The 19,048-nt window shown below is 46.6% G+C and carries 23 protein-coding genes; all 23 read left to right on the top strand.

Going from position 1 to position 19,048, the window contains the following annotated elements; genetic code table 11:
* Positions 1-185: 185 nt before the first annotated feature.
* The 23 genes from HNQ56_RS09210 (at position 186) to HNQ56_RS09100 (ending at position 19,013) form a co-directional block, all read left to right on the top strand.
* Positions 186-938: a class I SAM-dependent methyltransferase gene (locus tag HNQ56_RS09210; RefSeq protein ID WP_429144869.1), complete on the top strand. Its 753-nt coding sequence runs from the start codon at positions 186-188 to the stop codon at positions 936-938.
* Positions 939-1,086: 148 nt separating this feature from the next.
* Positions 1,087-1,596: a hypothetical protein gene (locus tag HNQ56_RS09205; RefSeq protein ID WP_429144867.1), complete on the top strand. Its 510-nt coding sequence runs from the start codon at positions 1,087-1,089 to the stop codon at positions 1,594-1,596.
* A 287-nt stretch (positions 1,597-1,883) separates the two neighbouring features.
* Positions 1,884-2,840, top strand: coding sequence for a stage III sporulation protein AA (gene spoIIIAA, locus HNQ56_RS09200; protein WP_429145004.1), 957 nt, complete (start codon positions 1,884-1,886; stop codon positions 2,838-2,840).
* A gap of 189 nt (positions 2,841-3,029) precedes the next feature.
* Positions 3,030-3,545, top strand: coding sequence for a stage III sporulation protein AB (locus HNQ56_RS09195; RefSeq protein WP_429144865.1), 516 nt, complete (start codon positions 3,030-3,032; stop codon positions 3,543-3,545).
* 57 nt (positions 3,546-3,602) lie between these two features.
* Positions 3,603-3,800 (top strand): stage III sporulation protein AC, encoded by a 198-nt coding sequence (gene spoIIIAC / locus HNQ56_RS09190; protein WP_429144863.1) that lies wholly within the window; start codon positions 3,603-3,605, stop codon positions 3,798-3,800.
* Between the two features lie 87 nt (positions 3,801-3,887).
* Positions 3,888-4,271, top strand: coding sequence for a SpoIIIAC/SpoIIIAD family protein (locus HNQ56_RS09185; protein ID WP_429144861.1), 384 nt, complete (start codon positions 3,888-3,890; stop codon positions 4,269-4,271).
* Between the two features lie 40 nt (positions 4,272-4,311).
* Positions 4,312-5,535 (top strand): stage III sporulation protein AE, encoded by a 1,224-nt coding sequence (locus HNQ56_RS09180; protein ID WP_429144859.1) that lies wholly within the window; start codon positions 4,312-4,314, stop codon positions 5,533-5,535.
* Between the two features lie 14 nt (positions 5,536-5,549).
* The gene (locus HNQ56_RS09175; RefSeq protein ID WP_429144857.1) at positions 5,550-6,161 is read left to right on the top strand and encodes a stage III sporulation protein AF; all 612 of its coding nucleotides are present in this window, start codon (positions 5,550-5,552) and stop codon (positions 6,159-6,161) included.
* Positions 6,162-6,240: 79 nt separating this feature from the next.
* Positions 6,241-6,846, top strand: coding sequence for a stage III sporulation protein AG (locus HNQ56_RS09170; protein WP_429144855.1), 606 nt, complete (start codon positions 6,241-6,243; stop codon positions 6,844-6,846).
* A 14-nt stretch (positions 6,847-6,860) separates the two neighbouring features.
* The gene (locus HNQ56_RS09165; protein ID WP_429144853.1) at positions 6,861-7,688 is read left to right on the top strand and encodes a SpoIIIAH-like family protein; all 828 of its coding nucleotides are present in this window, start codon (positions 6,861-6,863) and stop codon (positions 7,686-7,688) included.
* Positions 7,689-7,932: 244 nt separating this feature from the next.
* Entirely contained in the window at positions 7,933-8,325 is a 393-nt protein-coding gene (locus HNQ56_RS09160) for an Asp23/Gls24 family envelope stress response protein (RefSeq protein ID WP_429144851.1), read from the top strand.
* A gap of 184 nt (positions 8,326-8,509) precedes the next feature.
* Positions 8,510-8,905 (top strand): transcription antitermination factor NusB, encoded by a 396-nt coding sequence (gene nusB / locus HNQ56_RS09155; RefSeq protein ID WP_429144850.1) that lies wholly within the window; start codon positions 8,510-8,512, stop codon positions 8,903-8,905.
* A 20-nt stretch (positions 8,906-8,925) separates the two neighbouring features.
* Positions 8,926-10,137 carry an exodeoxyribonuclease VII large subunit gene (xseA, locus tag HNQ56_RS09150; RefSeq protein ID WP_429144848.1) on the top strand — a complete coding sequence of 404 codons (1,212 nt, stop codon included), beginning with the start codon at positions 8,926-8,928 and terminating at the stop codon, positions 10,135-10,137.
* 41 nt (positions 10,138-10,178) lie between these two features.
* On the top strand, positions 10,179-10,388 hold the full coding sequence (gene xseB, locus HNQ56_RS09145) for an exodeoxyribonuclease VII small subunit (protein ID WP_429144846.1): 210 nt from the start codon (positions 10,179-10,181) through the stop codon (positions 10,386-10,388).
* The gene (locus HNQ56_RS09140) at positions 10,378-11,331 is read left to right on the top strand and encodes a polyprenyl synthetase family protein (protein WP_429144842.1); all 954 of its coding nucleotides are present in this window, start codon (positions 10,378-10,380) and stop codon (positions 11,329-11,331) included. The genes xseB and HNQ56_RS09140 overlap by 11 nt, the downstream gene beginning before the upstream one ends.
* Positions 11,332-11,381: 50 nt before the next feature.
* Positions 11,382-13,271 (top strand): 1-deoxy-D-xylulose-5-phosphate synthase, encoded by a 1,890-nt coding sequence (gene dxs, locus HNQ56_RS09135; RefSeq protein ID WP_429144840.1) that lies wholly within the window; start codon positions 11,382-11,384, stop codon positions 13,269-13,271.
* Positions 13,268-14,137, top strand: a complete 870-nt coding sequence (locus tag HNQ56_RS09130) for a TlyA family RNA methyltransferase (protein ID WP_429144838.1) — start codon at positions 13,268-13,270, stop codon at positions 14,135-14,137. Before dxs ends, HNQ56_RS09130 begins: the two co-directional genes overlap by 4 nt.
* Before the next feature lie 142 nt (positions 14,138-14,279).
* The gene (locus HNQ56_RS09125; protein WP_429144836.1) at positions 14,280-15,149 is read left to right on the top strand and encodes an NAD(+)/NADH kinase; all 870 of its coding nucleotides are present in this window, start codon (positions 14,280-14,282) and stop codon (positions 15,147-15,149) included.
* A gap of 43 nt (positions 15,150-15,192) precedes the next feature.
* Positions 15,193-15,648 (top strand): arginine repressor, encoded by a 456-nt coding sequence (argR, locus tag HNQ56_RS09120; protein ID WP_429144834.1) that lies wholly within the window; start codon positions 15,193-15,195, stop codon positions 15,646-15,648.
* 40 nt (positions 15,649-15,688) lie between these two features.
* Positions 15,689-16,417, top strand: coding sequence for a YebC/PmpR family DNA-binding transcriptional regulator (locus HNQ56_RS09115; RefSeq protein WP_429144832.1), 729 nt, complete (start codon positions 15,689-15,691; stop codon positions 16,415-16,417).
* 128 nt (positions 16,418-16,545) lie between these two features.
* Positions 16,546-17,082 (top strand): rubrerythrin family protein, encoded by a 537-nt coding sequence (locus HNQ56_RS09110; RefSeq protein ID WP_429144830.1) that lies wholly within the window; start codon positions 16,546-16,548, stop codon positions 17,080-17,082.
* Positions 17,083-17,781: 699 nt separating this feature from the next.
* Entirely contained in the window at positions 17,782-18,339 is a 558-nt protein-coding gene (locus HNQ56_RS09105) for a GNAT family N-acetyltransferase (RefSeq protein WP_429144828.1), read from the top strand.
* Positions 18,336-19,013, top strand: a complete 678-nt coding sequence (locus HNQ56_RS09100; RefSeq protein WP_429144826.1) for a class I SAM-dependent methyltransferase — start codon at positions 18,336-18,338, stop codon at positions 19,011-19,013. The genes HNQ56_RS09105 and HNQ56_RS09100 overlap by 4 nt, the downstream gene beginning before the upstream one ends.
* Positions 19,014-19,048: the final 35 nt, after the last annotated feature.

The raw sequence follows: 19,048 nt of genomic DNA, 5'->3' as shown, positions 1-19,048 counted from the left end.
TTTTCGGGAAATATGCGGATAATATATTTATAGCTGTTTTTTATCTTTATCTATACGGGAAGGATATGATATGGTTTATTTGCATTTAGATAATGGTATAGGGGATCCCTATCAGTAAACCTGGAGGAAGTATGTCGTTAAATTGGATTGACGCAAATGAATTTTCATTTAATAGCTTTTTACTTATGGAGAGATTTCATATTCAGTATGTGTGCAACGAAGCCCGGAGTTGGGAAGAGCTGAAAACACATTTGGGAATTGCGCTGCGGAATAATCCGGCAGTCAAATGGTATTTTGTACATAAATGCCCGGAATGTAAACCTGTTGTGGATGAAGTGACAGCCAATGTCCCTTTTGAGATGAGGGAGGCCGATGTTCGGAAATCAGAAGTATTTGTCTTGCAGACCTTTGAGGATTTTGTCGTGTATTGCTATCCCGAAATCATGGATACCAGCTGTAATTTCATTTATGCCTGGAGCAAGGAGAGGTTGCTTGAGCTGGCGGATTTTACCGGTAAGGTAGCGCTTGATGTGGGAAGCGGGTCGGGCCGTCTCGCCTTTGCTGCAGCAGAAAAGGCAAGCCATGTATATGCCAGCGAACCGGTGGATACGCTGCGTGAATACCTGCGGGATAAAATAGCCTCTGATAAAATAAAAAACGTCACAGTTGTGGATGGGAGAGCAGATGCGCTTCCATACCCGGATAATTCATTCGATATTGTGATGTCAGGCCATGTGGTTGGCGATGATTATGAGAATGAGCTGGCTGAATTGACCAGAGTGACGAAAAACGGCGGCTATATATTGGACTGCCCCGGTGAGGATGACAGGAAGAATAGCTCCCAGGATGTGTTGTTAGAACATGGATTTGAGGAGTTTTACTACGAAAGTACATTAGGCGGGGATGTTTATCGCTATCGTAAACAAGTTTTTAAATAACCCTGGCCGGTAATAGGCAGAGGATGGGGCTTGGGTATCTGCATCAATAATTTCTACAGAAAGTTTATTGCATTTTACTATGGGATGGGTTACTATTACAATAAAATTATTTTTAACTTATCTTGTAAGAGAGAATATGGAGGGGAGAATGAAAAAAATATACCGTATATTGATGATAATGCATGCTTTTGTAGGAGTTGGTGCGATAGGAGGAGGGATGATGGCGATCCTTAATCCGAAGGGACCCGCCGGATTGCCTGCGGATACATTGCAGAATTCCCCCTTTAGCAATTACCTGATACCGGGAATCATTCTTTTTGCCGTGGTCGGTATCGGGAGTTTATTTGCATCCGCGGCCATTTTATTAAAGTTTAAGTATCAGGGTTATATAAGCGGTGTTTTTAGCGGGGCATTGGTAATATGGATCATTGTACAGTGCATGATGATCAGGATGGTGGGCTTTCTTCATGTCCTATATCTGGTCATAGGGCTGGCAGAGGCCTTCTTATCTTTTTTGGTGTTGTTAAACCAGCAGATGTTTCCGGCGGGTATCGTCTTTCAGATCACGAAGTATGCAAGGGAGAGATTCCCGGACAATAAGCTGGTCAGACAGATAGCAAAGATCGAGGGAAGCATTCGTGAGCAGAAGGCGTTATAACAGAACGGGTTATTGTGTGGATTGCAGGACTTTATCATGATCCGGGGGCAATTGATGAAGGATAGAATCAAGGTAATCCTTGTAGGAAAACAGCTGGGTTATTAGATGACTCAGAGAATAATAACACTAATATGCAACTCATTTCTTAAGGAAGAAGTAAAAATAAATTCCTTACGGATGGGTTGCATATTTTTATGTTCCTGGGAATATCTTGTTTTAAGCGGAAGGTGGATAAGCCGTATGTTACTTGCGGCTTACCGGCCGGAGGCGAAAGGAGGGGAAGGATGATGGGCGCAAAAGACGAGCTGTTGAAGATATTATCTCTGAAGCTGCGTACGGTATTCGGCAAGCTGAGCATTAATTTTGAACGGCTTCAGGAAATTCGGCTTCGCATCAATGGACCGCTTTTGGTCATCTATTGCAATAAGGAGGCTTTTATCACCGAGGAGGCCAAATTAGCGGACAGCCCCGCAGGAGCAATTCTGGTTACCAGGAATGAGATCCGGGAGACCATGGAATACATCAGCAACTACTCGTTGTACGCCTTTGAGGAGGAGATCCGGCAGGGCTTCATTACTATAAACGGGGGACACCGTATCGGGATTGCAGGCAAGATTATCGTAGAAGACGATATGATCAAGACAATGAAGCATATTTCCTTCATTAATATCCGCCTGGCGCATCAGGTCAGAGGCTGTGCGGACCGGGTTCTGCCCTATGTAATTGACCGTCAGATGCAGGGAATCTACCATACTCTGATTATCTCGCCGCCGCGATGCGGTAAGACAACCCTCCTGAGGGACATCATCCGGCAATTGTCCAACGGCAGCAGTCTGCTGCCGGGAATCAGCGTCGGAGTAGTGGATGAACGTTCGGAGATCGGTGCCTGCTATATGGGGACGCCGCAGAATGAGCTGGGAATACGGACGGATATTCTGGATTGCTGCCCCAAGGCCAAGGGAATGCTGATGCTGATCCGCTCCATGTCGCCCCAGGTTATCGCGGTGGATGAGCTGGGCTCCAGGGAGGAGCTGGAGGCGGTGGATTACGTAATCGGCTGCGGCTGCAAGCTGATTGCAACGGTTCATGGAAGCTCTATTGAAGATGTGAGAAACAAGCCGGTATTGGGAAAGCTGCTGGAGAAGCGGTTATTTGAACGTTATCTCATATTAAGCAATGTCAAAGGAATCGGACAGCTGGAAGAGGTCTACGATGTGGATTGGAAGCAGCTGTATCATTCATGAAAGGGAGAAAATACGGCGGAGGTCGATCTTCTGTGCCATATGAGGATTGCGGCAGGTCATAGAGCATGGGAAGGGAGGACAAGATTGAAAGAAATGGAATATATAGATGGAAGGGGGGCCGAGTCCATGCCAGCACTTTCATGGCGATTTGTGTGGGGCGGGGCATGGACATAAACAGGTATGAACATTATGAAGGGAATTGGTTGTGTTATGGTGATATTATCCTCTGCCGGAATTGGCTTCTACTTCAGCAGTGAGATGAAGAGCCGGATCGAGGATTTAAAGGAGCTGAAGAAATTAATCGGACTTCTGAAGGGAGATATCCGGTATGGGAATACTCCGCTCCCCGAGGCGATCAGTGCAATTGCGGGAAGATACCGGGGCAGCTTCCGTTCTTTCTTCTGCAGGACCAGCGCCAGATTGATGGAACTATCGGGACAGACCTTCACGGAGATTTGGAAAAATGCAGTGGAGCAGGAGCTGGTAAAAACCTCTCTTTCCAAAAAGGACAGGTTGGCTCTGATATCCTTTGGTGAAAACCTGGGATACCTGGATAAGGATATGCAGATGAATACCTTTGAGCTGTATCTGTCACAACTGGAGGAGGAGATAGGGGAACTCACGAGAACAGTAAAGGAGCGCTCCTACCTCTACAACAGCCTTGGAATTATGGCAGGGGTTTTTATTTCGATTGTTATGATATAGCGGAGGCTTATCATAGGCTAATAAAAAACAGCGCTGTGCGCTGGGTTGGAGAGGCATATGGACATCTATTTTATTTTAAGGATAGCATTGGTTGGAATCATGGTTTCCATATTAAATCAGATATTGAAACAATCGGGCAGGGATGATCTGGCCTTTCTTACCAGTCTGGCGGGGCTTGTGCTTGTATTGCTATGGCTGCTGCCTCACATAACGGAACTATTTGTTACCATACAGCAGCTCTTCCAGGTGGTATAGCCTCCCGAAGGGAGAAGATCTTTTTGTCCGGAACGATGCGGACGAGCCCCATGCTTCATGGGGGTGTCAGAATGGAGGATTTCTTAAATGATTCGGATTGCTGTAGTGGGATTGGCAGCCGTTGTACTGGCAATTCTTTTTAAAAAAGGGAAGGAAGAATATTCGCTTTACATCAGTATCGGCACCAGTATTCTGATTCTGCTCTGGGGCATCAGCAAGCTGGAGATCATCTTTGATACCATTGACCAGCTTCAGAATTACATCCAGATGAATAAATCCTACGTTACCATACTGATTAAAATTATCGGAATTACCTATGTGACGGAGATATCTTCCTCCCTCTGCAAAGACTCAGGCTACCAGGCGATTGCGGAGCAGATTGAATTGGTGGGAAAGCTCACAATTCTGGCAATCAGTATGCCGATTATGCTTGCCATCCTGGATACTTTGGACAACCTGCTGACAGCTTAGCAGAAAAGCGGCTTATAACGAGAAAGGCATGGTTATTTGTATGTATGATAAAAAGAGGTACATAGCAATAATAAAAACAGCGGTAAAGCTTCTGCTGATAGCAGTTCTGTTATTCCTGGGGGAGACAGAAAGAGCAGAAGCATCGGCACCGGTAAAGGTGAACCTCTCCTCCTCCCTGACAGATGGAACCGGTTATGGCAGTTCCATGCCGGGCGACCCGGCTGACGACATGGATTATACGGAAATCCAGGAGGTTATTAAGGATATTATGGGCAAAGGAAACCAATTTGATTTCGGAGCCTATGTAAATAAACTGATCAAGGGAGAAGCGCCCTTCTCCCTATCGGCAATTGTCAACGAAATTCTCACAGGGGTGAAAGGGGAGGTGAAAGCAAATCTTTCTACTTTTGGAAGCTTAATCACCATCGCTTTGATCGCCGCTCTTTTTACAAACCTGTCCCTTGCCTTTAAAAACAATCAGGTGTCTGAAACCGGATATTATGTTACCTACCTTCTGTTGTTTGCACTGCTGATCAGTACCTTTATTACGGCTTCCCAGATCGCGTCGACGACGATCCATTCCATTCTGGATTTCATGAAGGCCCTGGTACCGACCTATTTCATGTCCGTTGCATTTACCACGGGTTCCGCAACCTCCATGGTATATTATGAAACAGCCCTGATGCTGATCACGCTGGTGGATTTTATTTTAATCAGGCTGATTATTCCCATGATTAATTTTTACCTTGTTATTGTGCTGGCCAATAATCTATCCAAGGAGGACATCCTGTCCAAGCTGGCGGAATTAATCGCCACGGCGGTCAGCTGGATGCTGAAAAGTCTGTTGGCGGCTGTAATCGGCGTCAATGCCATCCAGGGACTCATTGCACCCGTGATTGACCAGGTGAAGCGTTCCGCTGTGATCAGAGCAACGGAAGCCATTCCCGGGATCGGTGATGCTCTGGGAGGAGTGACAGAGACCCTCCTGGGTGCGGGGGTGCTGTTGAAAAATGCAATCGGAGTTGCCGGATTGGTCGTGCTGATCATCATTGCAGCCGTACCATTTTTGAAGCTGCTGGTGGTGGCGGCGGTCTATAAGGTGGGCAGTGCGGTTCTGCAGCCGGTTTCGGATAAACGGTTCATCGAATGCATCAGTGCCTCGGGCAAATCGGCGGCAATGCTGCTCCAGGCAATCTTTGTCGGAACGGCTCTCTTCCTGCTGTCCATCACCATCGTTGCGGTTACCACCGGGAGCATGCTGTAAAAAAGGAGGGAAGCATGGCAACCATTTATCAATGGATAAGAAACATCGTTGTGTACATGATGCTGAATACGATTATCATGAACCTGCTGGGCGACAAAAGCTATAAAAAATATGTGGGCATCGTATCCGGTATGATTCTGGTGCTGATTATACTGTCACCGCTGATGAATTATATGGATCTGGGGGACATGCTGGATTATTACCTGCAGGCGAATGATTTTGCAGTAGAAGCTTCGGAATTCAAGAGCGATTTGCGCCGTATGGAGGAAACACAGACGGATGCCATCTTTGCCGAATACAAGGAAAGAATTCGGCAGCAGATAGAAGGGATACTGGCGGAGGAGAAGGTAAAGCTGCTTAAGGCGGATATCACCATAGACCGGGAACCCACCAGCCCTACCTTCGGAGAGATCATGGAAATGAGCATTACTGCAAGAAAGGAAAAGGAGGAAGAGGAAGGCAATACAGGCCGTCTTGCGATTGACCAGATCGAGATTTCACCAATCAGCATTGGCGAGCAGGAAAAAGCCAAAAAACCGCCCTCCCCGTTGGAAATTAATATAAAAAATAGACTCTCGGACTTCTATAATATGGAACAGGTTAATATAAATATTACTATAGAATGATGAAAGCGTCAAAGACACTTCGATTTCATCATGGAATGATTAGAAGTCACGGGGGAATATCTTAGAGAATGGAGCCGTTATGGAGGAAAAGAAGAAGATATCCCTGAAACAAATAGGCCTACCGAGATTAATCATGCTGTTCATGGCGGGCATATTAATCATTTTTTTGTCATTTCCAAGCGTATTTGGTATATTTCGTGCTCAGGATAAAGACGAAGAGAAAGAGAAAGCCCAGATCCAGCAAAATGATACGAATACGACAAGCTATGCCTGGAATACCTATATATCAGAAAAGGAAAATAAGTTAAAGGCAGTCCTGAGAAAAGTATCCGGCGTCGGAGAGGTAGAGGTTATGATTACTGTAAAGGGTACCCAGGAACGGATTCCACTAAAGGATAGTTCTTCTACACAGGAAAGCTTAAACGAAGATGACGGGGAGGGCGGAAGCAGAATAGACAATAGTGCCAGACGGGAAGAGAGTACTGTTCTGGTTACAAACGAGAACGGAAATTCAGTGCCTTACATATTACAGGAACTTGAACCGGAGATAGAGGGTGTCGTTGTGATTGCGGAGGGCGGAGATAATCCCGCGATCAAAATGGACATTATGGAAGCGGTGGAGGTATTATTTAACGTACCTGCGCATAAGGTTAAAGTAATGAAAATGAAGGATGGTATCAAATGATCAGGAGGTCTAAAATGAAAAATATATTTAAAAAGAATCACATCATAATCACGGCGTTAGCCATTATGATCGTAATTGCCGGCTATCTGAGCTTTACCAATGATGATACGGCCGACAAGAAAGGTACGCTGCAGACCGATGCCACAGGTTCCGGCGACTATGAAGAATTCACGGCTTTAGACGGGATGGATCTGGTAACGGAAACCGGCACCACCGGGGTGACCGGTGACAAAACGACGGACGATAAGGATGACACTGTGCTGGATGATGCCGATGCGGCGGATAAGGCGGCAGAAACCACAGGGGATGATGAGAATGACGAGGCCATTGATACCAATAGCGCCTTGGAATCGGATGAACTGGGAGATATCTCTGATGAGGATATACTGGCCAATGCCAAGGATGTAACCGATAATGGCGAGCTTAACCTGGAGGAAGGGGTTCCGGGAGAAGCGGTTCTTGCCAATGCAGCCAGCCAGATCGATTCCAGCTATTTCATAACCAATAAGTTTGAAAGGGAACAGCTGCGGGCGAAAATCAGAAGCTATTACATGGATATCATTAACAGTAAGGAATTATCGGAGGAACAGAAGCAGACTGCGCTGGACGGCATGATGGAGTTCACCGATATCATGGCGAAGGAGAAGAAGGCGGAGATGAAGCTGGAAGCAAAGGGCTTTGCTGATTCCATCGTGTTCATGAACGATGGCGCGGTGGATGTGGTGGTTAATTCAGAATCCTTAACCGACCAGCAGCTTGCAATCATCGAGTCAATTGTAAAGGATGAAACGGGGGTTTCCGTTGAAAATATTGATATTGATCCGGTTGTATTTTCTGAGTAACAGGAATAAATATCCGACAGCTGAAAAGTGGGGCTTCTGCTAATGTGCGGAGGCCCTCTTTTGATACCAATATTTATCAAGACTGTTATAATATGTAAACAACATGTAAATGCTTATAGTGTAAGAAGTCCGGAAGCTTTTAAAATGAATGTTTACATCCATTAGCAGTATTGGTATAATAACTCTAAGAAATAAATAACACAAAGATAACGAAATGTAAATTATGAAATGCTCTGAGGAGGTAATGATTGTGAATAAAGAACTGGAAAGTAAAAACACATACACAATACAGGAAAACGGCAAAGTCGGTGAGGTACAGATAGCGGACGAGGTGGTAGCAACCATTGCAGCCCTAGCGGCCACAGAGGTGAAGGGTGTATCGGCAACCTCCGGAAATGTTACCAATGAGCTTGCAGGAAAGCTGGGATATAAAAACCTGTCCAAGGGAGTTAAGGTAATGGTGAGCCCGGATGCGGTAGCGGTGGATATGGCATTAACCCTGGATTATGGATATGGCATTCCTGAGACTGCGAAGCAGGTGCAGGAGAAGGTAAAGATGGCGATAGAGAATATGACCGGCTTGCAGGTAAGTGAGGTCAATATCCGCATTGCCGGTGTGAACATCGTAAAAGAGTAAAACCCCGCTGTGAACATGAGAGCGGCTTGTGAAGTATGTCGATCGTTGTTAAACATAAGAGTGGTTCGCATGGTGTATCACTCGTTGTGGACATAAGAGTGGTTCGCATGGCGTACCACTCGTTGTCTATTCATAGACGCAGAATTTTGCTGAAGATAGCGGTAGCAAATCAGGAGGAAATATTGTGACAAGAAGAGAGATTAGAGAACACATTTTTCTGATGTTATTCCGTAAGGATTTTCATGAGGAAAATGAATTAAATGAGCAGACTGAATTATACATCTCCGAGCTGGAAGAGCCTACTGTGGAGGAATATGGATATCTGACCTCACGCTTCCAGGCAGTGATAGGAAAGCTGGGGGAGATTGACGGCATTTTATCCGAGGCCTCCAGCGGCTGGAAGCTGAACCGTATGGGCAAGGTGGATCTGACCATTCTCAGGCTGGCGGTGTATGAGCTGCGCTTTGACGAGGAGATTCCGGATAAGGTTGCCATTAATGAGGCCGTGGAGCTGGGCAAGAAATTCGGCGGTGACGATTCGCCGGGCTTTATTAACGGAGTGCTTGCCAAGCTGGCATAGATCAGGATATTGGAGGATATATGGGACAGGCATACTCTGTTACTGAGATCAATCAGTACATTAAGAATTTGTTTATGAGAGATAAGATACTGAGCTTTATTCAGATAAAAGGCGAGGTATCCAATTGCAAATACCACACCTCCGGGCATATCTATTTCACATTGAAGGATGCCCAGGGGCAATTGGCTTGTGTAATGTTTGCCGGACAGCGCAGGGGCCTTAACTTCCGCCTGGAGGAAGGGCAGAGCGTTATTGCATCCGGCAGCATCAATGTGTACGAGCGGGATGGTAAATACCAGCTTTATGCCACCGGGATTGTCCTGGACGGGCAGGGAATGCTGTATGAGAAGTTTGAAAGGCTGAAGAGACAATTGGAGGAGGAAGGGCTGTTCGACAGGGAGCACAAGAAGCCGATCCCCCCCTATCCCAGGAAGGTAGGCATTGTAACAGCCTCCACGGGAGCTGCGATCCAGGATATTGTAAATATATCAAAAAGGCGCAACCCTTACGTACAGCTGGTGCTGTATCCCGCTCAGGTACAGGGACAGGGAGCAGCCGAGAGTGTTGCAAGAGGAATTGCGGTACTGGACAGACTTGGGGTGGATACCATTATTGTAGGCCGGGGCGGCGGCTCCATCGAGGATTTGTGGGCCTTTAACGAAGAGCTGGTTGCAAGGGCGATCTATCGCTGCAATACGCCAATCATTTCAGCCGTGGGGCATGAGACGGATATTACCATAGCGGATTTTGTTTCTGATCTCCGGGCACCGACTCCTTCCGCCGGAGCTGAACTGGCTGTCAATGATTATCAGCTTTTTCAGGACACCCTTAGAGAATACGGCAGGAAGCTGGCAAGAGAGCTTACCCAGAAGCTGAAGGCGGCCAGGAGCAGAACCGATCAGCTGAGGCTGCGTCTCTTCTACGCAAGCCCCGCCTATCAGATTAAGCAGAAGAGACAATATCTGATGGATGCGGAGCAGAAACTGCGGCAGGGAATGACCGGAAAGCTGAGGGACAGACGGTACCGGCTGGAGCTGCTGATTGCACGGTTGGAAGGGCTTTCCCCCCTGTCAAAGCTCAGTAAGGGCTATGCCTTGATTGCGGGTGAGGACAATAAGCCGGTTACAAGCATTCATAAGGTGAAGAAGCAGGATCGATTGACGATTTCTCTTCTGGACGGAGATATCCTGGCCAGAGCGGAAGATCTGCTGGAAAAAGAGCGGCTGGTATGAGGAAGAATACTTTACATAAGTTTTTATAGATGGAGGAAACAATGGAGAATAACGAGAGGAAGCTGGAAGAAAACTTTGAGGAATTGAACCATGTTCTCGAGGAATTGGAGAAACCGGAGATCACCCTGGAGGATTCCTTTGCTTTATATCAGAAAGGAATGCAGCTTTTAAAAACCTGTAACGATTCCATCGACAGGGTGGAGAAACAGTTGATGATTTTAAGCGAAAATGGAGAAGCCAATGAACTTTGATCAGGAATTGAAGCAAAGAGTGAAGCAGGTTGAGGATATTCTGGGGTATTATGCACCAAGGGAAGAAGGATACCAGAAGCAGATCATGGAGGCTATGAATTACAGTCTGATGGCAGGCGGAAAGCGTCTGAGGCCAATTCTTATGCATGAGACCTACCGGCTGTTTAGCGGGGAGGCACAGGCACCGGCGGAAGAAGAGTATAACGGACACAGCAAGCGTCCCGTTATCGGGCCGTTCATGGCTGCCATTGAGATGATACACACCTATTCCCTGGTACACGATGACCTTCCCGCCATGGATAATGATGATTACCGCAGAGGAAGAGAGACAACCCATGTAAGATACGGAGAGGCGATGGGCATTCTGGCAGGGGATGGCCTGCTGAATTATGCCTTTGAAACAGCTGTGAAGTCCTTTGATGACATTGCGGACGAGCCGGCCGCTGCGGCGGTACAATACAGGCGGAGGGCGGAGGCACTCCGGGTGCTGGCGGCCAAGGCCGGCATCTATGGCATGATCGGAGGGCAGGTAATTGATATGGAAGAGGCTCCGAAGGAGACCTCACGCAACCATTTAGATCATATGTATCGTCTAAAGACGGGAGCCCTTGTGGAAGCAGCCATGATGATCGGGGCAATTCTGGCCGGAGCCTCCCGGGAGGAGATTGACCGGATAGAGCAGATCGCCGGGGATATCGGCCTGGCCTTCCAGATCCGGGATGATATCCTGGATGTAACCAGCAGTGCCGCAAAGCTGGGAAAACCCGTGCACAGTGATGAGAAGAATGAGAAGACCACTTATATATCCTTTATGGATCCGGATACCGCAGGCAGGGAAGTAGCCCGCATCTCTGACCGGGCAATGGAGGCGTTTGCAAGCCTCCAACGTCAGAACGAATTCTTGCGTCAGCTGATTGCGATGCTGGTGAACAGGGAAAGCTAACCATAACAGGCCGAAGCTAATATTGAACTATTCAGGAATGAGGTGATAACTTGCCGAAGATATTGGATACTATAAATCAGGCAAATGATATTCATGAGATAAAGGAGCAGGATTATGACAAGCTGGCGGAGGAGATCCGCGGCTTTTTAATACAGAATATAAGCAAAACAGGCGGTCATCTGGCTTCCAACCTGGGGGTCGTGGAACTGACGATAGCTCTGCACCGGTTTCTTTCCTTTCCGCAAGACAGGCTGGTATGGGATGTGGGGCATCAGGCTTATACCCATAAGATACTGACGGGAAGAAAGGAATTGTTTCCGACCCTTAGACAGATGGATGGCATGAGCGGCTTTCCGAAAAGTGAGGAGAGCGAATGCGATTCCTTTGATACAGGGCACAGCTCCACCGCGATTTCCGCGGGGCTGGGTCTGGTGAAGGCCAGGGATTTGAACGGGGAGGAGCATAAGGTAGTGGCTGTTCTTGGGGACGGCGCTCTGACCGGCGGCATGGCTTTTGAAGCATTGAATAATGCAGGCAGGCTTAAGACCAATTTTATGATAGTGCTGAACGACAATAATATGTCTATCTCAGAAAATGTGGGAGGAATGGCGAATTATCTTGCCAAGCTTCGCACCAGCTCAAAATATACGGGCTTTAAAGAAAACATGGAGAATACGCTGAATCTCATGCCTGGTTTGGGCAAGACCGTTGTCAACAAGCTCAAGAGGTCTAAGGATGCCATTAAGTATTTTATGCTTCCCAGCATGTTCTTCGAGGATATGGGGCTGACCTATATCGGGCCCATTGACGGACATAATATCCCATCCATGCTTGAGGCCTTTGCAGCGGCTTCCAGGGCGAAGAAGGCGGTAGTGGTTCACGTAATTACCAGGAAGGGTAAGGGGTACCGTCCGGCAGAAAGATATCCCAGCCGGTTTCATGGCGTGGATCCCTTTGATATAGAGAGCGGAAAGCCGATGAAAACAGAAAGCGGCATTTCCTATACCAAGGTGTTTTCCGATGCGGTTCTGAAGCTTGCCGGGAAGGATGACAAAATTGTTGCCATCACTGCCGCTATGCCTTACGGAACCGGGTTGACCGATTTTAACAAATATTATCCCGACCGTTTCTTTGATGTGGGAATTGCGGAAGAACATGCGGTAACCTTTGCGGCAGGTCTTGCCATGGGCGGTTTTAAACCGGTGGTGGCAATTTACTCCACCTTTTTACAAAGGGCATACGATCAGATTATTCATGATGTGTGCATTAATAACCTGCCGGTGATTTTCGCCATTGACCGTGCGGGAATCTCAGGAAGAGACGGTAAGACTCATCAGGGAACCTTTGATCTGTCCTTTCTCTCCCATATTCCCAATCTGGCGGTAATGGCGCCGAAGAACGGCTGGGAACTGGAGGAGATGCTGCGCTTTGCCGCATCCCGTTCCGGCCCCTCGGCTATCCGCTATCCCAAGGGAGAGGTGTATTCCGGCTTGGATGAATTCCAGAAGCCGTTGGAGCTTGGCAAGGCGGAGGTGATCGAAGAAGGTGACGGCATTGCTGTTCTGGCGGTGGGAAGCATGGTTAAGACCGGGGCTGAAGTGGCGGAAGCGCTGAAGCAGGAGGGAAAGAAGGCGACTCTTGTGAATGTCCGTTTCATATCGCCCATGGATGTTCAGATTTTAGAACAGCTGTCTTCCAGGCATAATTTATTCATAACAATGGAAGAGAATGTGAAAACCGGCGGGTATGGGCAGAGGGTTGCCGATTATCTTTGCGAAGCAGGGAAAAGGGATATCCGGCTGATTAATATCTCTGTTCCGGACCTCTTTATTGAACATGGCTCGGTCAGTGAGCTTCACAAAAGATTTGGATTAGATGCACAGAGTATCCTGAAACGGATCAAGCAGGAAACAGAACGGAAGGCATGGGAGTTATCTTGAAAGAACGATTGGATGTATTAATGGTAAATAGAAATCTGGCAGAGTCAAGAGAAAAGGCAAAGGCCATTATTATGTCCGGCAATGTCTTTGTTGACGGGCAGAGGGAGGATAAGGCGGGAAGCACTTTTCCTGCCGAGGCCTCCATCGAAGTGAAGGGGAATCCTCTGAAATATGTCAGCCGGGGAGGCTTGAAGCTGGAGAAAGCCATAGAGAGTTATCAGCTCTCCCTGGAGGGGAAGATCTGCATGGATGTCGGCTCCTCGACAGGGGGGTTTACCGACTGCATGCTCCAGAATGGGGCAGCCAGGGTCTATGCGGTGGATGTGGGAACCAATCAGCTTGCCTGGAAGCTCCGTCAGGATCCGAGAGTAATTTCGATGGAAAAGACCAACATTCGTTACCTTACGCCGGAGGAGCTGGAGGATGTGATTGCTTTTGCCTCTATTGATGTATCCTTTATCTCGCTGACCAAGGTGCTCCTTCCGGTGCGGGAGCTGCTGGCTGCGGGGGGAGAGGTGGTATGCCTGATTAAGCCCCAGTTCGAAGCGGGACGGGATAAGGTGGGTAAGAAGGGGGTAGTGCGGGATCGGAAGGTGCATGAAGAGGTCATTCGTCTGGTCAGCTCCTATGCCGCTTCCATTGGTTTTCTATGCCTTGCCCTGGATTTCTCCCCAATTAAAGGGCCGGAAGGGAATATTGAATATTTATTATATTTACAAAAACAAGGTCAAGTACCCGGCGGTCTGCCCTGTGTTCAACCGGAACTCTCGCGGCGGGAAGAGGAAGCAGGGGGAAAGCTTTCCAGACTCGGCAGTATGGTGGAAGAGGTGGTTACAGAAGCCCATAATACTCTTTCGATAGGATGAAATTTAAAGATCAGATTGATTTTCGAATAATTATTAAGCTGCTTTAAAGTTTATGCATAATAGGATTGAAATTTATGGAATTCTGTGATAAACTTTTATATTGCATGAAGCAGGGCAGTCATTTGAGGAGAATAATAGTCAGATGGACAAGTTTTTGATTATAACCAATAGAGAGAAGGACCCGGATCTGCGGGTGACCAATAAAGTGGCTGCTTATATAGAGAAGGCGGGAAAGCAGGTTGTGCTCTCCAGAGTATCTTCGGTAATGGAGAATGACGGACATGTCACTGTTCCGGAGGATATTGACTGTGCAATTGTGCTTGGAGGCGACGGTACGATCATACAGGCGGCAAATGACCTGATGACTTATAATATACCTATTCTCGGAGTAAACATGGGAACTCTGGGATTTTTGGCTGAGATTGAGGAGCACAATGTCCCGGAAGCGCTGGAACGATTGTTTCAGGATGACTACCAGGTTGAGAATCGGATCATGATGGAAGCGAAGGCGGCCCATAGCGCCAGGTCTCTGCAAAGTGCCGGTGAAGCCGCGGGTTACGCCCTTAACGATATTGTAATAGCCAGAAAAGGTTTTTCAAGAATTATCAGCCTGGGGATCTATGTGAATGATGCTCTGGTAGATAATTTCCGGGGGGACGGAGTGATTATTTCCACTCCCACCGGTTCCACTGCATATAATCTGTCAGCAGGAGGACCCATTGTGATGTCCCAGGCCAGTGTTATGGTAATTACCCCTATCTGTCCGCATTCGCTGAGTCCCCGAAGCATCATTGTGTCGGCGGAGGATACGATTAAGGTAGTGATAGGGAAGAGCAAGAAGACACAGGAAGCGGAAGCCATTGTGACCTTTGACGGCAGCAGGGTGATGGAGCTGGGAACGGATGATATCATACTGATGAAGAAGGCAGAATATGATACGAAGCTGATCAAGCTGAATCATGCCGGAATTTATGAAATTCTCAGATCAAAGCTTGGTAAGAGCGGAGATTAGGAAAGACAGGAACCACTCAATATGAGGTGCCATGGAGGGAAAGATGAAGATCAGCAGACAGAGTAAAATCATTGAACTCATTAATAAGTACGATATTGAAACCCAGGAGGAACTGGCGGAACGTCTGATGAAGGATGGCTATAATGTTACCCAGGCAACCGTGTCCAGGGATATCCGAGAGCTTAAGCTTACCAAGGTGGCGGTTGATGGTGGAAGGCAGAAGTACATTGTGCTCCAGAAGACAGAGCCGGGAATGAGTGAGAAATATATCCGTGTATTCCGGGACGGTTTTCTTTCCATGGATATGGCCCAGAATATTTTGGTGGTAAAGACGGTATCCGGTATGGCTATGGCCGTGGCGGCGGCCCTGGATGCACTGCAGATGAACAGTATTGTAGGCTGCATCGCAGGGGATGATACGATCCTGTGTGCCATCCGCACCGCAGAAGAGACAGTTCAGGTTATGGAGAAGCTGAGCAAGCTGTTGAATGCGGAATAGCACTTTTTATTAATAGTATAAATTAAAGGAGAGGATTAAGATGTCAGGACATTCGAAATTTGCGAACATCAAACATAAAAAGGAAAAGAATGATGCTGTAAAAGGCAAGATATTTACCAAGCTGGGCAGGGAGATTGCGGTTGCGGTGAAGGAAGGCGGGGCAGATCCCAACTCCAATAGCCGTCTTAAGGATATCATCGCTAAGGCAAAATCCAACAACATGCCCAATGATACCATTGACCGCAGCATTAAGAAGGCTGCCGGGGATGCCAATGCCGTTAATTATGAGACCGTTACCTATGAGGGCTATGGCCCCAACGGCACGGCAATCATCGTGGAGGCTCTGACAGACAATAAGAACAGAACAGCGGGCAATGTGCGCAATGCCTTTACCAAGGGCAACGGCAATGTAGGCTCCCAGGGATGTGTGTCCTTCATGTTTGACCGCAAGGGGCAGATTATTATTGACAGGGATGAATGTGATATGAAAGCGGATGATCTGATGATGCTCGCTCTGGATGCGGGTGCCGAGGACTTTGCGGAGGAAGAGGACAGCTTCGAGGTGGTGACAGCTCCCGATGATTTCAGTGCGGTAAGAGAGGCCCTGGAGAAGGCTGGAATCCCCATGCTTCAGGCAGATGTTACCATGATCCCCCAGACCTGGGTGGAACTGAAGGAAGAGCAGGATATCAAGATGATGAACCGTATCCTGGATCTGCTGGACGAAGACGACGATGTGCAAGAGATCTGGCACAATTGGGATGAGTAAGTTAGGATAACTGACAGATATACTGGAGGGATATTTTTACAAACATTATGAAAATGGAAACCGCAGTAACATAAAAAATCAAATAAAACATATGATTCATATGAGGAATAGCTATCCTGGGAGGTCATATGGATTTTCAACAAAGCAGGACTTATCAGAATCTGCAAACTGCCTTTGGTTATGAGTTACAGTCACAGGCCAGATATGATATATTCGGTGTAAAAGCGAGCCAAGAGGTCTTGTTGGGAATTGGTTTTACGTTCGAAACCATATCAAGAAATAACAGATTTATCGCGGAAAGATTGCGCAATCTTATCAACGGCGGTGAAAGGAATACGGAACAAAACTTAGCGGAGGCTGTGGAAAATGAAGACTATGCCGGAAACACCATGTACCGGGAATTCTCACGGATTGCCAGGGAAGAGGGATATGGAGATATCTCCGCACTATTCAGCGGCATCGCTAATATTAAGCTAAACCACCAGCTGACATTTCAAACATATTTAGCTGAAATACAGACCGATACCCTGTTTTGTAAAAGCGAAGAAAAATTATGGATTTGTTTGGGCTGCGGCAATATCTTAAGCGGCTTGTGCGCTCCTGAAATTTGTCCGATTTGTTTTTATCCTCAGGGTTACTATGAACTCTATGTATGTATACGGTAAAAATGCGGCAATGTCAATACGGATACAATGTTGACGCGAAAAAGCCCTGTATTACAAGGACACGGAAAAAGTCCGCTTCTCGCTTGAGGAGTGGATTTTTTACATTTCATACAACTTTTAACGAATATGAGGTACTAATTCATGTGGAAGTATACTGCCGAAAATGATTATCCAAATATAAGTTTACATGATTGCTGCATTTCAAATGTGTTTATTGACAATAAGGATATCGTTTTTGAATTTGATGACTTTACGTACGGATAAATCTGAAATTCGCTTTAAAGATATTGACGCTGATTTTACTCGAATATATTATTTTAAAACCTACCATCTATTTAAGAAAGTCATTTTTACAAAACGAATAGAATTAACAATCGAACAATTCGCTGCTAAAATTAATAACGGTGATTGGAAATTTGAATTTGTTGAGGAATTATATGCTTGGAGCAGGGCGGGCTTTGAAGGCTATGTTTGGTTCGACAGGAAACCGTATGAATATGAATGTCAGATACGGATATTCTTTAATACAATGATCTACTCATGGAACAAGATTTGTGAAGACAGACCTTGGTAGTAAGGTCCTCTGTTGACTTCCTGTTTTTGGTATAGCTTAAAAGGAATTATTGAACTTATCTGTATTGTAATATATAATAAAATAAATGTAAATTCGCTTATGGTATCAACAATGGAGGTAAACGAATGATTAATTTACAGACCGAACGGACAATGATAAGAGATCATTGTTATGAAGATTTACCAACACATCATGCCCTTTTTAGCGATAAGAGGGCAATGTATTATTTGCAGGACATAGCAACTAACACGATTGAAGAATCGAAGATAAATCTTCAAAATGCCATACATGAGATAGATAAGATAGACAGGAAGCTATACTTTCTACGTATCGAAGATAAATATTCACAAGAGCATATAGGCGAAATGGGTTATACTGTAATAGAGTTTACTCCGTTAGGTAAATTGGTTGGGATGGGTTACTTTATCAGACCAAAGTTTTGGGGTAAAGGATATACCACGGAAGCCCTCCGGGAAGTAATCCGTTTCGCTTTTGAAGAAAACGGAGTTTTCAGAATTTCATGCGGATGTATGAAAGATAACATAGGTTCTGAAAAAGTTATGATTAAATGCGGGATGACGAAAGAAGCTGATTTCAATTCTTTTGTCTGGCATGACGGGAAATTGAAAGATAGAGTCGAATACAGAATACTAAAATCCGAGTGGGAAGGGGGAAAGTTATGAACACGGAAAACTTTACAGGCAAAGCGGAAGCTTATGCCATAGGACGCCCGGGCTATCCGAAAGAGGCGATGGAATATATTTGCTCGCTTGTACCGCAGGATGCCGTATTTGCCGACATCGGTGCAGGGACGGGAAAATTCACGGTGACGTTGGCGGAGCGCGGTTACTCTGTGTTTGCCGTTGAACCCAACGCAGATATGAGCGGGCAGCTGGGTACTACCCTTGCACCTTTTCCAAACGCAAAGATGATAGATGGCACAGCCGAAGCGACAACGCTTCCCGAACACAGCGCTGATGTTATCACCGTCGCTCACGCGCTGCACTGGTTTAATCCGGATGCGTTCCGCGCAGAATGTCACCGAATTATCAAACCCGGCGGAATGGTCATTGCCATTTACAACCTTGCACCGGGTGGGGAGATGATAACGATTAGCAAGCAGGCGGTCGATGCTTTTTTTACAAAGCCGACGATTCGTGAATTTCCCAATCCAATGGATTATACGCGGGACAGGTGGTTAGCTTATATCGCATCCCAGGACAACAATCCGTTGCCAACCGACCCTGGATATGACGAGCATATCGCTGCAATAAATGCGATGTTTGACCGTGACAGTATAGATGGTTTGTTACGCTGCGACAGGATAACGAAGGTGTACAGCGAACGAATGGTGTAAGCCTGCTAACCAAGGGAGAGTTTTTTATGATACTT

Origin of the sequence: Anaerotaenia torta (genome assembly GCF_050433395.1) — a bacterium.
In the GTDB taxonomy this organism is placed as follows: domain Bacteria; phylum Bacillota; class Clostridia; order Lachnospirales; family Lachnospiraceae; genus Mobilitalea; species Mobilitalea torta.
This window is presented reverse-complemented; position numbering and strand designations above follow the sequence as displayed.

Excerpts from the sequence above, each read along its gene's own strand:
- HNQ56_RS09185 (WP_429144861.1), top strand. The coding sequence starts at position 3,888 with ATGATTCGGATTGCTGTAGTGGGATTGGCAGCCGTTGTACTGGCAATT.
- HNQ56_RS09140 (WP_429144842.1), top strand. The coding sequence starts at position 10,378 with ATGAACTTTGATCAGGAATTGAAGCAAAGAGTGAAGCAGGTTGAGGAT.
- HNQ56_RS09160 (WP_429144851.1), top strand. The coding sequence starts at position 7,933 with ATGATTGTGAATAAAGAACTGGAAAGTAAAAACACATACACAATACAG.
- spoIIIAC (WP_429144863.1), top strand. The coding sequence starts at position 3,603 with ATGGACATCTATTTTATTTTAAGGATAGCATTGGTTGGAATCATGGTT.
- HNQ56_RS09110 (WP_429144830.1), top strand. The coding sequence starts at position 16,546 with ATGGATTTTCAACAAAGCAGGACTTATCAGAATCTGCAAACTGCCTTT.
- HNQ56_RS09195 (WP_429144865.1), top strand. The coding sequence starts at position 3,030 with ATGAAGGGAATTGGTTGTGTTATGGTGATATTATCCTCTGCCGGAATT.
- HNQ56_RS09125 (WP_429144836.1), top strand. The coding sequence starts at position 14,280 with ATGGACAAGTTTTTGATTATAACCAATAGAGAGAAGGACCCGGATCTG.
- HNQ56_RS09115 (WP_429144832.1), top strand. The coding sequence starts at position 15,689 with ATGTCAGGACATTCGAAATTTGCGAACATCAAACATAAAAAGGAAAAG.
- xseA (WP_429144848.1), top strand. The coding sequence starts at position 8,926 with ATGGGACAGGCATACTCTGTTACTGAGATCAATCAGTACATTAAGAAT.
- argR (WP_429144834.1), top strand. The coding sequence starts at position 15,193 with ATGAAGATCAGCAGACAGAGTAAAATCATTGAACTCATTAATAAGTAC.
- HNQ56_RS09170 (WP_429144855.1), top strand. The coding sequence starts at position 6,241 with ATGGAGGAAAAGAAGAAGATATCCCTGAAACAAATAGGCCTACCGAGA.
- spoIIIAA (WP_429145004.1), top strand. The coding sequence starts at position 1,884 with ATGGGCGCAAAAGACGAGCTGTTGAAGATATTATCTCTGAAGCTGCGT.
- xseB (WP_429144846.1), top strand. The coding sequence starts at position 10,179 with ATGGAGAATAACGAGAGGAAGCTGGAAGAAAACTTTGAGGAATTGAAC.
- HNQ56_RS09210 (WP_429144869.1), top strand. The coding sequence starts at position 186 with ATGGAGAGATTTCATATTCAGTATGTGTGCAACGAAGCCCGGAGTTGG.
- HNQ56_RS09205 (WP_429144867.1), top strand. The coding sequence starts at position 1,087 with ATGAAAAAAATATACCGTATATTGATGATAATGCATGCTTTTGTAGGA.
- HNQ56_RS09175 (WP_429144857.1), top strand. The coding sequence starts at position 5,550 with ATGGCAACCATTTATCAATGGATAAGAAACATCGTTGTGTACATGATG.
- HNQ56_RS09100 (WP_429144826.1), top strand. The coding sequence starts at position 18,336 with ATGAACACGGAAAACTTTACAGGCAAAGCGGAAGCTTATGCCATAGGA.
- HNQ56_RS09165 (WP_429144853.1), top strand. The coding sequence starts at position 6,861 with ATGAAAAATATATTTAAAAAGAATCACATCATAATCACGGCGTTAGCC.
- HNQ56_RS09105 (WP_429144828.1), top strand. The coding sequence starts at position 17,782 with ATGATTAATTTACAGACCGAACGGACAATGATAAGAGATCATTGTTAT.
- HNQ56_RS09180 (WP_429144859.1), top strand. The coding sequence starts at position 4,312 with ATGTATGATAAAAAGAGGTACATAGCAATAATAAAAACAGCGGTAAAG.